10 protein-coding genes are annotated in these 14706 nt (G+C 52.7%); all 10 read right to left on the reverse strand.

Annotated features, from left to right (window positions below; all coding sequences use genetic code 11):
* Positions 1-49: 49 nt before the first annotated feature.
* A complete protein-coding gene (locus ACE6ED_RS23495; RefSeq protein WP_410829865.1) occupies positions 50-910 on the reverse strand; it encodes a copper amine oxidase N-terminal domain-containing protein in 861 nt (286 codons plus the stop codon).
* Between the two features lie 180 nt (positions 911-1090).
* Positions 1091-3853, reverse strand: a complete 2763-nt coding sequence (locus tag ACE6ED_RS23500) for a hypothetical protein (RefSeq protein WP_410829866.1) — start codon at positions 3851-3853, stop codon at positions 1091-1093.
* 31 nt (positions 3854-3884) lie between these two features.
* Positions 3885-4766 carry a copper amine oxidase N-terminal domain-containing protein gene (locus ACE6ED_RS23505; RefSeq protein ID WP_410829867.1) on the reverse strand — a complete coding sequence of 294 codons (882 nt, stop codon included), beginning with the start codon at positions 4764-4766 and terminating at the stop codon, positions 3885-3887.
* A 116-nt stretch (positions 4767-4882) separates the two neighbouring features.
* Positions 4883-6811, reverse strand: a complete 1929-nt coding sequence (locus ACE6ED_RS23510) for an Mbeg1-like protein (protein ID WP_410829868.1) — start codon at positions 6809-6811, stop codon at positions 4883-4885.
* Entirely contained in the window at positions 6808-7611 is an 804-nt protein-coding gene (locus ACE6ED_RS23515) for a hypothetical protein (protein WP_410829869.1), read from the reverse strand. The genes ACE6ED_RS23510 and ACE6ED_RS23515 overlap by 4 nt, the downstream gene beginning before the upstream one ends.
* Positions 7612-7702: 91 nt before the next feature.
* The gene (locus ACE6ED_RS23520) at positions 7703-8986 is read right to left on the reverse strand and encodes a hypothetical protein (protein ID WP_410829870.1); all 1284 of its coding nucleotides are present in this window, start codon (positions 8984-8986) and stop codon (positions 7703-7705) included.
* Between the two features lie 207 nt (positions 8987-9193).
* Positions 9194-9493, reverse strand: a complete 300-nt coding sequence (locus ACE6ED_RS23525) for a WXG100 family type VII secretion target (protein WP_410829871.1) — start codon at positions 9491-9493, stop codon at positions 9194-9196.
* A 93-nt stretch (positions 9494-9586) separates the two neighbouring features.
* Entirely contained in the window at positions 9587-9958 is a 372-nt protein-coding gene (locus ACE6ED_RS23530) for a WXG100 family type VII secretion target (protein ID WP_410829872.1), read from the reverse strand.
* 35 nt (positions 9959-9993) lie between these two features.
* Positions 9994-13875, reverse strand: a complete 3882-nt coding sequence (gene essC, locus ACE6ED_RS23535; RefSeq protein WP_410829873.1) for a type VII secretion protein EssC — start codon at positions 13873-13875, stop codon at positions 9994-9996.
* The gene (locus ACE6ED_RS23540) at positions 13859-14704 is read right to left on the reverse strand and encodes a DUF5050 domain-containing protein (RefSeq protein WP_410829874.1); all 846 of its coding nucleotides are present in this window, start codon (positions 14702-14704) and stop codon (positions 13859-13861) included. The genes essC and ACE6ED_RS23540 overlap by 17 nt, the downstream gene beginning before the upstream one ends.
* Positions 14705-14706 lie beyond the last annotated feature (2 nt).

Below are 14706 nucleotides of genomic sequence, written 5' to 3' on the forward strand. Positions count from 1 at the left end.
AGTCGATTTGTTCGATGTTATCCGCAGGATGTGAGTGATTCTTGTGCTACTATTTTGCTGTAATTATTATTCCAATATCATCATCAGGACGAGATAGGACGGTTATTAGGTAATGTTTTGACTCGAATTCCTTAAATGGCAGTTCAACTGCTAGTCTTTTTTTCTGTCTTACATAACTCATTACTTTTGTAACTACATTTCCTTCAATTTTTTGTCTCAAAATCACTTCAGCTTCCTGCATACCCTTTATAGGATCAGACCCCACTCTCTGAAAAATGATAGTAACTTGCAGTAAGCTCTCATCTTTTTTTGGATTAACATTCTCCCACACTGTCATTTGAGAACTTGTTATATATCCAGGTTGTTCATTTGGTGCCATCTCCACATACCTCACCTTAAACCCATGCACATTCGCTTCCTTCGGATTCTCTGCTTCATATGTACCTGGTTTGGGGGTCGGAGCGGGGGGAGTCGTTACATTCTTCGCTGTGATGGACACCGTGCCGGTTGCTTGATCCCAATTCAATCCCACTCCCAATCCTTCGGCTACCACCTTCAGCGGCACAAAAGTGTGGGAGTCTCGATAGACTGCAGCAGTATCGGATGTCTTCGACTTGCCGTTTATTTTATAAGTGTTGCTTCCGGCTTGGACGACCAGTGTATTGTTTCCAAGCGTGATTGTTGCTTGTTTGTTGGCCGCATTCCAGGCTACTTTTGCACCCAAGGTCTCGCTAACAAAACGCAATGGCAGCTGAACTCGCTGCTGAGCATCCAGATAGGGCTCTGCATCTGAAAATGCAATGTTTGTTCCGTTCACCTGCACCTGAATCGGCCGGGCGGCTAATGCGGGGAGGCTGGCAGTGAGCAGGCTGAGTGCGATAGCTGTGGTGATGGCGTATTTTCTTTTCATGGTAGTGCTCCTTTCAACTATCGAAAATATAAAATTCGACTTATTTCGATGTTATGCGCAGTTACCGATACAGACATTATGCCTTTCAAGCAAAAAGCCGTCTTTCCCTAAATGGGCTAACCCATCATCGGTAAGACGGCTTTGCTTGTTGTTGATTCTACTTAGGATGTTGGCCGGAGTTTAGTTATTCAAATCATCATACATGGAACCGCGAACGGTAATTTTGATTTCGTCCAAAGGCTTGATGCCCACCAGCTTCCCTGCTTTGCTGAAAGCATGTTTGCTCTCCGGCAGTTCCACGTCTTTTATCCAGGCTTTGACGTAATACGCACCGTCAGCCATACGTGCATCCGTGTATACCGGCTGGTTCTCCGGATTCACCTGGATGGTTACGGTCGTGGTCTCCGTAATCTGGTACATGTGCTGTTCAGGTTTTACGAATTCACGGTACTTGTATTTGTCGAAACTGCTCTTCGAATTGGACTCCGAATACCCCTCCATGCCCAGCTTCCAGAACTTATGAGTGGTGTCCAATTTCTCCTGGTCCGGACTGTGGTACAGTTCAACGACCTTCTTCGTATATCTGGAGTCGTCGGCTTCCCGGTCCAGAACGGTGAGGAGTTTTTTGCCGTCCACACCCGTTGGCTCTTTTCGGCTGAGCTCCGCCGGTTTTGGTATAATCATATTGCCTATACGCGGCAGCGGGTTATTTTGCAGGTCGACGGATTCCCGCTTGCTGTTGATATAAACCAGATTAGACTCGTACCGGAACGAATCGATGACTGCGTTGACCAGATCTTTGTGGTCCTGGGTATCGGCATCCGTCGGCTTATACATCACGGTCTTCAACGTAAACGTATACTCCCCAGTCGGGTTAAAATAATACCCCGATTTAATCGGATAGTCGTAGTTCTGAAGCTGCCGGTCTGTCGCGAACACGGCACGATTGTATTTCGACTTGTTGTTCGTCGTTTTTTTAGCGGCTTCCCGGCCTTGTCTGTAGGCTTGAGTCATATCCAGCGGTTTTTTCCAGAGAAGATTGCCGCTTGCCTGCTGAGTGAAGGTTCGTTCATACTGGCCGTTCACTTGGGTCCAATCATACAGTTTGTTGTTTGTATCCTGCCGCGCCATCCAGCGGATGACATCAAACGGGTACTCCTCGTTTTGCCAAAAGAGTTCTTTGACTGGAGAATCTACTTCGTTTTTGTTAATCTCGTTTTTGAACTCCGCGTCCGGAATCACTTTTTCCTTACCGTTGTAAATGAATACCTTGGACTGGATGGTGTCCTGACCGGAGCTAAACGGTGCGGTAGCGGTTCCTGGAATTTCTCTAGTTTTACAGTTTTGAGGTGTACTATTATCACATTCTCTTTGAAAAATGATATAGTCCCTCTTCACTTGGCCACTATAAGGTACACTTCCTGACTTGGTCCGTGGAGAAGCGGCTGATGCAATATCGAGCCATCTATTATTCAGCGGATCGTCGCCAAAGTCTTCCCGTTTAATGGTAGCAGTGATATAAGGTGTTCTTGTAAAACTAAGTCCTGGAGCATTGATTGGATCATTTCTTTCGACTTTAAATTTGTTTAAAAAATCGCTTGTGTTAGTAACATTTAACTTTCCTGTAGCATTTCCATCCCATTTAAAGTTGGAGGCAGGTTCCAGCAGTGTAGCAGTGTTAGCAGCCCCACCAGCTATGTCATGCTTGAAGTCGCGCGAAAGAATGTTGTAGTCCAAATCATACCTCCCAACAATCCCCGGCATAGGTTTAACCGGTTTGATTGTCAGATTTAGCGTATTATTATCGTAATTGGACTCTTGTGGATTATTCTTCGTATTGAGCTTGAATCTTAAGTGTACATCCCCATCCGGCATGACGAATCTTGCCTGCATTAATGTATTTTCATTAGGCTTCAACTTAAGGTTTCCGTATGTTGTTTTACCAGCCCCGGAAATGTTAGCCGCGATCGTTTTACCGTTAGAATCCCTTATCTCCCAGACAAAATCTGTCTCCTTCTCTTCCTTGAAAGTCGAGATCAGATTGACCGTAACCTCTACAGACTCTCCCTCAACTCCCCCGCTCGGCATTTGCCTGAAGTAAGCGGACAAATCATCGACTTGGGTAATGAAAGGGGCGATTGGTATGCCCAGATAAGTGACTCCGTCTTTGCCATGATCAATGTATATTCGGCCTGATCCCCAAGATAGGAAGGTTGGGGGTTGAATGACATGAACATAATCAATCCAGCGATTTCCTGACTTCGGGCTGGAACCAGGCTCATATACAACTCTATTTTTATACTCCTCATTGAAGTTATGGTAAATGAATTCACTATACTTTCTACCAGCATATCGTTCATTTAATCCCTGGATAATCAGTGCTTCAAAGGTGCCATTTGCATTTGCGAGATAAGGGTTACCTGTTGTGTCTGTGAATAAATCAAAGGTGCCTTTTTCTTTAATTCCAGTTTTACTGTTTTTCCATGGATAGCGAATCATGTTCATATTTTGAATTTGTATCCCGCTCCAACCAGCATACCAAGGGACACCTTCTGCAGAAACAGGATCACCATTTAGAGTAAATCCAGAGAATGGGAGCATCATAGGTGGCTTACTATATGGAAGCGGTTTTCCATGATCTGAACCATAAACCATCTCAAAGTTTCTGATTTTATCATTTGAGTTAAGAGCCTTTTGCAATAAGTCCTTTCTCAAAGGGCCATACTCAGTACTCGCAGGAAAATAATCTGATTTTCCATAGTACTTCTTCATATCACTGTTTATAAAATCATGTACTTGTTCTGGAGTCTTAGGCGATACAAAAGAAGTTGTGGATTTAGCCCCTGATCCAGCTGAACTTGATAAACCGCTACTTAGTTGGAAGAGCAGTATGACCAATAATGCTATTAATACACTTTTCTTTTGCACAGTCGCTTTATTCATACTATTTTTAGGCTCCTAATCTTCCCTAATATTATCCTTTATACAGATTTCCTTTTTTATATATAGCAATCTGAGTGTTAGCATAGGTTGAGGAAGCAACTACAATCTCATAATCCTTTGATTCAAAAACTTTTTCTGGTAATCCTTGAGACCGTTTCGTCTTCTTCTTTACATAATTCATAACATCATCTACAATTTCACCCTCTATTCGCTGCCGTAAAATTGCTTCTGCCTCCTGCATTCCCTTGATCGGATCCGCCCCTATACTCTCAAAATCCACTTGAATGGCGAGTAACCACTCATATTGTTGTGGATTAACATTCTCCCATACTGTCAATTGAGAGTTAGTTCTATATCCTGGCTCCTCATTCGGTGCCATCTCCACATAACTCACCTTAAACCCATGCACATTCGCCGTCTTCGGGTCGGTTGTGTTCTGCGGGGTTGGTTTTTGGGTTGGGGTTGGCGCACTGCCTCCGGTCGAGGTGTTTATGTATACCGTCTTTACCGCATCCTCCCAGCGGGTATCCACGCCGAGACCTTCATAGATGAAACGGAGCGGAACAAAGGTGCGGTACTGCTTGTATATGGCCGCCGTATCCATTTGCTTGGTCTTGCCGTTGACCTGGTAGCTTTTTTGGCCGATGCGGATAACCATGGTTTTACCGTCGAGCGTAATCGTAACTTTTTTTGCGGAAGCATCCCACAGCACCTTGGCTCCCAGCGCCTCGCTGACAAAACGGATCGGCAGCTGCACCCGCTGCTTGGAATCGATGAACGGCTGCGCGTCCGGGAACAGAATTTCTTTACCGTCGACTACGACCCGCAGAGAAAATGCGGCGGAGGCGCTTGAAGCGAATACGGTTACCATCAAAAGGGCCACCGCCAGGAAGGATTGCATGAAGCGTTTCATATGTAATCTCCTCTCTTTTCTATAAAAAACTTTATGAAGCCGGAAACAAGCGGTTTGCCTGTCTCCGGCGTTGGGGCCGAACAGTTGTTGAAAAATACGGCAGGTCCGCTCTAAAGCTAAGCGAACGCAGTTCCGCTGCGGGACATTGCCTTCAGCTTGGACTCCGTGCTGCGGTAGGTGTCCACGGAATGCTTGACGCCGTTAGACTGCTGCTCGAGCTTCTCCGACACCTTGCGTTCCTGCGCCTGCACTTCCTCGGCGAGCCGCTCCAGTTCCCGCAATCGAGCCTGTACGTACGGCTCGGGATAAGAACGCCCGACCATCGATGCGACACTGGAAGCCGCATTGACCGCCTTTCGGACCAGTGAGGCGATGTCCTCCTGCTTGCGCCTCAGGTTCTGCTGCAGCGCCTGCAGCCGGCTGAGGTCGGCGGCGATTTTGGCCTGATGCAGGGCTGTCGCCGTTGCTGCTGCGAATTTGGCGACTTGTTTCACCTTGGCCTTCAGATTGCCGACAATGGAATCCTTGAACGAACGGACGCTTTCGATGACCTCGGTCTTTTTCCGGGAGAAGGTGTCCTTTACGGCGTTGAAAATATCGCCCAGCTTCTGCACCGCTTGGTCCTTCAGCTTCTTGAGCTTTTCGGTTTGCGCCTTGACGTATTGGATGGTATCGTCGACGAAGCGGTTGAATCCGTCTTTCAGGTCTTTGAAAAATTGGGTAACGGCGCCTTTGACCTTCTGGGTGAACTCGACGATCTGATCACCGATCAGGTTCGCCAGATTGCAGGCCTGTACGACCAGGTTGGTAATCACCTCGACTGCTTCTTTGAAGAAATTCTCAACCAGCTCCGCCAGGTTCTGCAGCCCTTGCTCAATCCAGGGGATCAGCTTGTTGATAATAAAACCAATGACGTACAGCCCGATGACCGCCGCAATTGTACCCACGAGGATTTTGACCGCAAGTATGCCCAGCCCAATCGGACCCAGGAAAAACAATCCGGCTGCCACAATCACACCCGCAAGCAAAATGTTCTCCACCAAGCTGTTGCTTTCTACCGTATCCCACAGCGCAAAAACACCCTGCACAATCATCATTTTGATTCCGGCGGGCACGACATCCAGTCCCACTGTGATGTTGTGGACAATGTCGGGTACGGGTCCCGACACCTGTACATCCGAACGTTGGAACGTAGTGGCATCTTTTTCATCCACTTTTAATGAAAACAAAGAGTGATGGTCGAAGCTGACCGCCCCCGTCGAAAGCGAATCCACATATATCCCTGCCGAAGGATTATTAAATAAGGCCGGTACGATATCGTAAATGTTTCGGAACTCTCTTAACTGTCCCTTCCGGTTCATTTCCTGAATGGCGTCCTCGTGCAGGTTCAGCACATTCGCGTTAAAGCCCGGAGCGTTGAACGTCGTTGCCGAAACAAGCTGATCGCGCATGGATTCTGGAAGAATGAAGGAAGAGTATAATGCCAAGTTTCCGCCCAAAGAGTGTCCCGTAAGGTACAGCTGCTCGCCCTCTTTTAGCTTCAAGCTGTTGATATAACGTCTTGCCTCCTCCTGCTGAACGGCCTCCAGCGAATAGGAAGTGGTCGCATTATTTTTCCAGTCATTCCGGTAAAGGGAATTCTCCATCGGCTCACTGCCCCGGAAAGCAGCAATTTTGTTGCCATCCTTGGTATCCACCGTAAAAGCTACGAACCCTGACTCCTCTTTGCCGTTATGCGAGACTACATTGGAAATCTCCCAATTCCGGTACTCCGGCTTATTCATTGTCTCCAGCAAACTCATCCACTGGTCATATTCAGGCTTACCGTTAAGCTCTTTGGTATAGCGGTTCCGGAGAATTTCGTCGCCTTCGGGTGACTGATAATATTCAACCAGCTCACCGACTGTAATTTTTCCTTTGTTTGCTTTATACAGATTGTTGATTTCAAGCATTTTCCCTTGATGTTCAGCGATATCCAAATACACCAACTGAGATAACTGCTTTAACTCCACATCAGTGAGATCGTTGTTGCCGTTGTTGCTCATCGTGCCCCTCCTCTCTGACTGGCGTATTCCTCCCTCTCCTCTTTCCAGAGCTCAAAATAAGACTTGATTTTCTCCTCGGTTTCTACAATCTTTCCGTCTTTATCTACTTTAAAGGTCGTCCTGGTTAGATCGAAGGACTCCCCGGTTTTTTCCTGTTCTTTTTCAAAAAAACGATCAACGGTTTCGCTGGACTGAAGAGCCTCCTCAAACCGGTTATACATCTCAGGCTTGGCATAGACAAAAGATACGCGGGTGCTGACGTAACCTTGTTCTGCAATTTGATTGGCAAAAGCCAGCTGATTTTTCAGTTCTTTTTCTTCATCAATTGTTCCTTTATCACCCACATATTGGTCGCCATTGAGGTATAGCATAATCAGCATCGTATTGTTCGGATTCTTCTCAAGAAACTCCTTATAAGACATGCTGGTGTTGTTATCTTCGGGGTACATCAGTTTCGTGTCGTTGGAGATTACGATTTTGCTGTCAGGCCAAAACTGCTTTGCTATCGCCTCAATCTTCGGCTGCTCGTTCCGGGCCACCGCCTGGTTCAGGTACATGTCGTACACGTCTTTAAGATCCTTTGTGATTTCCACCGGCACCTTGAGGGTGTTGTCATCCGCAGGGCGAACGACCGCCTTCAGCGTATTGTTGTTCATCGTCCCCCAGCTGCCGCCAATGCTGTCGAGTACAAATTCTTTTCCGTATTTCTCCTGCATCGCTTCCAGAATCCGCTTCTCCGCATTCTCTTCGCGGGATCCCCCTCCACAGCCAAACAGCCCCATCAAAAGTAGTAACGTCATTGGAATGCCCACCGCCCTTTTCAAAGTCATGTTCACTCTCGATTTCACGCTCCTTGTAACCTGGTGTCAAGCCCGCCGCGCCACCTGAAGGTCATTCCTCCGCAAACTGGAACTGCAGCTGCGGCATCTGGAATCTCGACTTGCGCTGCAGCTCGATCAGCGGCTCCAGATAATCGGTCATCTGCCCGGCCAGCCGTTCCAGTCTTCCGGTCAACGCGTCGGTCAGCCGGTTCAGCTCCTCCTCCAGCCGGTCCGCCAGCTTGTCGCTTTCGGGACTGCACAGAATCAGAATAGACAAATACGACTCGGAGTAATAAAAAATCTGCTCCAGTATGCCCGCTCCCTCCAGCATCGTCGCTTCGATCCGGGCGGAAAACACGTCGCCCAACTCGTCGATGCCGAGCTTCCGGGCGCTGGCATTCATTTCGGTCCGCCAGCGGTCCCACAGCTCGTCGATCAGCCTGTCGTATCTTCCGGCGATGTCGGTCAGCGCCTCGCTGATCTGGTCTGTCTCCAGCTGTTCGATCAGCGCAAACATTGTATAGATCCAGTCGCCGAGGTCTGCTTCCTCTCCGGCCGCAGCCGCAAACGCACCGGATACCTCCTGCATCATCCGGCTGTTTTCGTCCTCCATCAGGACGTTCAGCTTGGAAAATAAATCGTAAGCCTCGCCTTTTTCACCGATCACGATCCGCCCTTCGGCATCAAACCGGTAATGCTGCGGGCCCGCCGTATCAAAAATCAGCTCGCTGCCCATCCCGTCAGGCAGTTTGGCGAAAAACACCTTTTCGGTATGCCAGCCAATCGCTGACACCAGGCTGTTGTAAGCCAAATAGTTTTTGATCAGCAGATGACCGGTCTGCTCCGGTTCAAGCAGATTGGCAACCCCCGGCGCATCGAACACCACACCCATTATGCCGTCAGTATGGGCCGCCGCAAATAAAGCGAGCGATCCACCCAATCCAATTCCCGTCACGGAGCAAGCACCTTCACCCCGGCTGCGGCCAAGAAACGCGGCGGCTTCCCGCACAAGGTTCCCTTCTCCTCCAAGTATGGACTGCAATCCTCCAAGCCAAGATTCCCCTGTATATGTAAAGATAATGACGTTATCCTCTTTTTCATCCCTAAAGGCATAGCCCCTTACTTCAGGAAGCATAAGCCGCTCCGTCAAAACAAGGCCGCCCAGTCTGCCGCTGTTCAGCAGCTCTTCCATATCATCATGCATTGAAGCCTGTGTGCCGGTCCCGGTTCCGTGCTCCGAACTAACCGCGCTCTGGCTGATTAAATCCTGCAATGTGCCTTTGCCCGCGTCTTCCGCGATGTTTCCACCGACAACCGAGGCCAGCATCAGATATTCTTTATCGGTCAGCTCCACGTACAGGTCCCTCCGCATTCAAGATTTGAATCAACAATCAGTAAATACCTCCCGCGCCAAAGGACGCCGGAATTGTCTTGCTATGTAGTAAACAGTCAAACGTTCTCGGGTAGAACCATCCCGGTTTCTCCATTATCAAAAAAAGATACGGCACAGCGGGCGGATCCGGCCTTCCGGCCGCTCCGCCTTGCTGCACCATTCCCGCGCTTATCTTCCGCGCAGCTTGCTGGCCATTTCCTGCTCCGCTTGCTGCTTGATGTTCGCGATTTGCGTCAGGTTCTTGCTGATGTTCTCTACGCAAGTTACCAGTTCTTTAAAGCTAGGCATGAGGCCGTCGAATTGCTGAACAAATGCCGTTTGCGATTCGCCTTGCCACCATCCGCTAACCGAGTGAATTTCTTTTTGCAGCTGGTTGATCAGCGTTTGCGCGTTGTTGGCCTTGGTGCTGATGGACTTGGCAACGCTAAGCGCCTGATCCGGATTAAATGTCAAATTGTTTCCCGCCATTATGTATCACCTCCTTTCAAGGCATTGTAAGGAATGCCAGCGGCCGTGGGAGCGGCGGTCGCGCTAGCGTCGGCTGTGGGAGCGGCAGCCGTTCTAGCGGCGGCTGTTCTGCCGCTGCTGCTCTCTTTCCCGATCGCGCTGTTCGCGTTGCTCCTGCTCGCGTTCGCGGCGTGCTTTTTCCTCCGCCAGCCGTTTCTTTTCGGCCCGCTCCTGCTCTGCACGCTGCACGTCGGTTGCCACCCGTTCGATGCCGGTCTGGAGCTGGGCGATTTTGTTCTGAAGCGTCCGGATATCGTTATTCAGCGGCGGATAAGCGCTCTGGAACGACTTGGCTGCCGTTCCGGTCCAATACTGCGAGGACTGGTTGTATTCCGCATTCAGCTGAATGGAGACTCTGGCCACTTCCTGTCCGAGGCCGTGGACCTGGGAAGCATACCGCCGGATTTCACCAGGACTTACAGACATCGACTTCACCTCCGGTTCGAATTTCAAACTCCTGCTTAACGTGCATTCGCTAATTCAAGCTGCTTCAGCACCCCGCAGCGCATAGGCGTGTATTTGTTTTTGACGATAAAATAGCCGTCGCCCTGCTCCATATTCCGCTCCTGCGTCCCGTACGGGAAGGAAACCGAATACAGATTCTGCTCCTTGATCCGTCCGAGCAGCACGCCGGTCTGCTCCTCGCGGATCGTCTTGCCGAGCATATCCCAGTTGGAAGCGAGATCCGCCGTATTGTCGGCGGCAATCACCGCAATCTTCATGCCCCGCTCCTGCTTGATGATCCGCTCCAGCAGCTCATGCAGCGAATACATGTCGTTGCCGGTCAGCTCGCCAAGCTTGTCGATGACGAACACAATCTGGTTCCAGCTCTTGACCAGCGCGGCCGGATCGCCGCCCGCCATCCGGCAGGCCAGCAGCTCGCTGCGCCGGGCGTCCAGCTTCGCCTTGAACTCCTCCACAAATTCGAACATGTCCTCGATAGCAGCCAAATCCTTGACGTTCGGGCGGCGCATCAGTTCGTACAGCCCCATTCCGGCGGAGTCGAGCGCATATACTTCAGCGTCCGGCTGCCGCTCGCTGAGCAGCGAGATCCAGGAGACGAGCAGCGTGCTCTTGCCGGACATGGCATCTCCGGCCACCATCAGCACCGGCGTCGCCTGGAGATCAATCGCCACCGGCTGCAAATCGTTGCTGCCGAGGCCGATTGCGAGGCGTTCCTCGCCTGCGTTCAAAGCACGCAGGTCGATCGACGCCGGCATCAGCGGGATCGGCACCGCTTTCGGCAGCGTTGGATCGTCGAACCGCGCCAGCATCGCTTCCGCCCCGGCTCCCTCGAATTCGGGCAGCGCCGCCTGGAACTCAAGCGGCGGTTTGCCCCGGACCAGTCCCCGGCCGGCCGTCTTTGCCGGCTCCAGTCCTTCCGTCCGGCCGACGATGCCGTCGTATTCGCTTTTTTCGGTAAGCTGGAAGCTGACGGCCATTTTGAAGTTAACCGAAAATTTGTAGCGCACCAGCGCGCTGTTGGTCGCGGTTGCTACCAGGTAAATGCCGTATTTGAAGCCCTCGCGGGCCAGGACCACCATCTGGGTATCGATATCTTCGTATGTCTCCGACAGCGCAAAATAGTTGTCGATCACCAGCACCACCCCGGGCAGCTTGCGCCCGCTCCGGCGGTAGTCGGCAAATCCTTCGCTGCCCGTCTCTTCAAACAGCGTGCGGCGCTCCTCCATAATGCGGAAGATAAAGCGCATGAACTGATCGATTTTTTCTTCCTGTTCCAGTGTCATGACACCGCCGACATGCGGCAGCTTTTCCAGCGTTTTGAGTGAACTTCCGCCAAAATCCATGAGATACAGGTTCACATCTTCCGGCGAATAGTTCAGCGCGGCCGACATGCACAGGGTCCGGAGGAACACGGTTTTGCCCGTTCCGGGCGCTCCATACACGAACAGGTTCCCTTCCGACGCAAAATCGATCTCCAGCGCTTCCTGCCGCTGCCCCCTCGGATCGTCCATCAGGCCGACCGGCACGCTGAGCAGCTGGCTCCGCTGCGGCCAAACTCCTCCGCCGGCATAAACCTCCGGCGTAAGCGAATCCAGCCAAACCGTCTCGGGCAGCGGCGGCAGCCACGGGCCCTTCACCGGCTGAATGCCAAACTGCTCCGCGGTCCGGGTGATGTGTTCCACCATCGCAAGCAGTTGGGACGGCACCTCGTGGCGGGCGATTTTTTCCTCCTCAAGCGGGTAAATCTGTTCGCTTCTTCCGCTCACCGACACCCGGTAAATCCGCTTTGCCTTGTTCTCCAGCTTCTGCAGCTCGCCTTTTGGGTCATAATCCGCCCCGGAGAACGCCGACTGGAACAGCTCAAAAATTTCGTCGTTGCCGACCTGAATATAAGCCCGTCCCGGCTCCTTGATCATTGCTGCGTCGGGACGTTTGATCACATCCCGGCTGTCCGCCTCATCCTGCACCTTCAGACAGATTTTGAACTTCGAGTTACTCCAGATCTGGTCGTCAACGACGCCGGCCGGTTTCTGGGTCGCCAGTATCAAGTGCACGCCCAGGCTTCGGCCGACCCGGGCCGTACTGACCAGCTCTTTCATGAAGTCCGGCTGGTCCTGCTTCAGCTCGGCGAACTCATCCGCAATCATGATGAGATGCGGGATCGCCGGCATCCCCTGCCGGTCCGTCCGGCTGTAATACAGCTTCTGGTATTTATCGATGTTGTTGACCCCGTATTCCGAGAACACACGCTGCCTGCGCATCAGCTCGCTTTTGATTGAAAGCAGCGCCCGGGTCGTCTGGTTCCCGTCCAGGTTCGTAATGGTCCCGACGAGATGCGGCATCCCCTTGAACACATCCGCCATGCCGCCGCCCTTATAGTCGATCAGCACAAACGCGATGTCATGCGGATGATAGTGGATCGCCTGCGAGACGATGATGCTCTGCAGCAGCTCCGATTTCCCCGAGCCGGTTGTTCCTGCCACAAGCCCGTGCGGACCAAAACCCGTCTCGTGCATATCCAGGTGCAGCGCTTCGCCGCCGGCCCGCGAGCCGATCGGCACGCTCATACCCATATACGTTTTGTTGCGGGTCCAGTGCTCGATTACATGAATATCCGACACCTTCTCCGCCTCCAGCATTTCCAGCAGCGAAATGCTGGACGGAAGCGAAAAGCTCGCGCTGGAATTTTTGATCCGGAGCGGCGCCAGCTTGCGGGCGGCCAGCTCCAGCTCACGCAGCTCCGCGTGGTCCGGCGTAAATGCCAGCTTCAGGCCGGTTACGCGGTTCGCCATCTCGCCGCTTTTGCCCTGCAGAGTGATCACAGTTTTACAGTTCATTGGCAGATAAGCCGCGTTCGGGGCGATAAAAACGCTGGATACCCCCAGCTTTGAGCTGCCGTTATACAGATATTTGCTGATCAGCTCGTTCTCAAGCAGTGTCGGGTCCTCCACAATAAACAGGTAGTGCGGCAGGACGCCGCCCCCGTTCGAACGCAGCTCGCGGTCCTTGAGCACGGTATACATTTCCGACAGCACCTGATGGGCCAGCGCTTTGCCGCAGAGCAGGAAGCGCACATTCAGCCCGTCGTCCCACACATGGGGCAGGAACTTCAGCCAGTTCCAGCGGTCCAGCCCTTTATCCCCGGCCAGCAGCACGATCCGTACATCGTCGTATCCCTGATGCGTGACGATCTGGAGCAGCATCAGCTTCAGGAGCTCGGCCGTCTTGTCGTCCTCCCCGGCAATCCCGCAAATCTCGGTTTCCACCAGATTGACAGTAAGCGGTACGCCCGGGACTTTGGCAAAATCCATCGCAAGCCGCTGGGGCTCCATCAGCAGCGGGTCTGTCTCCAGGATCACCGCTTGCTTCGTATAGCGGATCTCCATCTCCAGCGGAGCGCTGCCCACGCCAACACGGACCGCTAGAAAATCGTTATGTACCGGCGTCTTTTCCCACAGCCGGCTGTCCCGTTCCATAATCCGCCGGACACATTCGGCCGGTTCCGGGCTCATTTCGTTCATCGCGCTGATCTGCTGCTCCCGGGCCAGCGCCAGCTCGCTTCGGGTGTCCGTGATGAACTGCAGATATTTCTCCTCGCGTTCGCGCTTTTTCCGGCGGTACTTGCGGATTTGGGTGACCGCTCCGGTCAGCGAACCAAACAGCGTCATAATCGTGGTAGCCACCGAAATGAGCAGGAACAGCGACTGCGACGTCATCGCGATCAGCACGGTGATGACCAGCATCACGAGCGGCGGCAGCAGCAGGCCGAACCAGGAGATTTCCGGCTTCTCCTGCAGCATCGGCGGATTCGGCACCTCCACCTCGCCTTTCGGGATCTCCGGCAGGAAGCGCGGCTGTCTGCTAAATTCCATATTCATGGCCTGTTCCTCCCCGTTTGATCAGCGGCTCCGCTTCGCCGCCCGACAGCGGCAGCCGGTACCATTCCCGGTTGCTGATGAAATAAATGTCGTCTTCGAGCACATGCAGATAATCCGCGCTGTCGCCGCTGATCCGGATGCTTGCGCCGCTTAACGGGTCCACCCGGTACAGGCTGGAGCCGTGGCGGCGGTTGGCGCAGTACAGGTACCGGCCGTCCGTGTTGATCGACGATGCCGCGATAGCGTCCAGCGTCTCCGGCTGCCCGCCGGACAGGTCCAGCAGCGTCAGCGCCAGCTCGCGCTCCCGGTCCGCGTAGGCGATCCGCCCGCCGGCCCGGATCAGCGCCCCTGCGCTCGCTTCGGCCAGCGTCTCCGGCCTGCCGAAGCCGGCGTCCGCCCGGCGGATGCCCTGCGCCGACGAGTACAGCACCGTTCCATCCTCCATCGGCAGGAACGAGTACACGCGCTCGTCGGACAGCCGGCGGTCCGCCCCGCCGCCCAGGTCGCAGGCGTATAGACAGCGGTCCGTTTCGTCTATGTAGTAGATCCGGCCGCCGGCAAGCGTCGGCAGCATCACGGGTTTATCCAGCAGCACTTCTTCCCTCCGGCTGTCCGGCCGGTAACGGCAGAGCCGGTTGCCGCCGCGCTGGTCGCTGTAAAGCGTGCCCTGACCGTCTTCGCTCATAAACCACATCAGGCTGTCCGTGAACGTGTCGAAACTCGTATCATTATGAATGAGCAGCGTTCCCGAATAATGCCTGAGGTCGGTTACGAGCAGCGACGTTCCGGCCCTGTGGATTAACCCGCCATTTTGCATATTGCCGTTCATGG

It is taken from the genome of Paenibacillus nanchangensis, assembly GCF_046543445.1.
GTDB lineage: Bacteria > Bacillota > Bacilli > Paenibacillales > Paenibacillaceae > Paenibacillus_AQ > Paenibacillus_AQ nanchangensis.

Bases quoted from the DNA above. Each gene is read 5' to 3' on its own strand.
- ACE6ED_RS23525 (WP_410829871.1), bottom strand. From the start codon at position 9,493: ATGGCGGGAAACAATTTGACATTTAATCCGGATCAGGCGCTTAGCGTT.
- essC (WP_410829873.1), bottom strand. From the start codon at position 13,875: ATGAATATGGAATTTAGCAGACAGCCGCGCTTCCTGCCGGAGATCCCG.
- ACE6ED_RS23530 (WP_410829872.1), bottom strand. From the start codon at position 9,958: ATGTCTGTAAGTCCTGGTGAAATCCGGCGGTATGCTTCCCAGGTCCAC.
- ACE6ED_RS23500 (WP_410829866.1), bottom strand. From the start codon at position 3,853: ATGAATAAAGCGACTGTGCAAAAGAAAAGTGTATTAATAGCATTATTG.
- ACE6ED_RS23495 (WP_410829865.1), bottom strand. From the start codon at position 910: ATGAAAAGAAAATACGCCATCACCACAGCTATCGCACTCAGCCTGCTC.
- ACE6ED_RS23510 (WP_410829868.1), bottom strand. From the start codon at position 6,811: ATGAGCAACAACGGCAACAACGATCTCACTGATGTGGAGTTAAAGCAG.
- ACE6ED_RS23515 (WP_410829869.1), bottom strand. From the start codon at position 7,611: ATGACGTTACTACTTTTGATGGGGCTGTTTGGCTGTGGAGGGGGATCC.
- ACE6ED_RS23505 (WP_410829867.1), bottom strand. From the start codon at position 4,766: ATGAAACGCTTCATGCAATCCTTCCTGGCGGTGGCCCTTTTGATGGTA.
- ACE6ED_RS23540 (WP_410829874.1), bottom strand. From the start codon at position 14,704: ATGAACGGCAATATGCAAAATGGCGGGTTAATCCACAGGGCCGGAACG.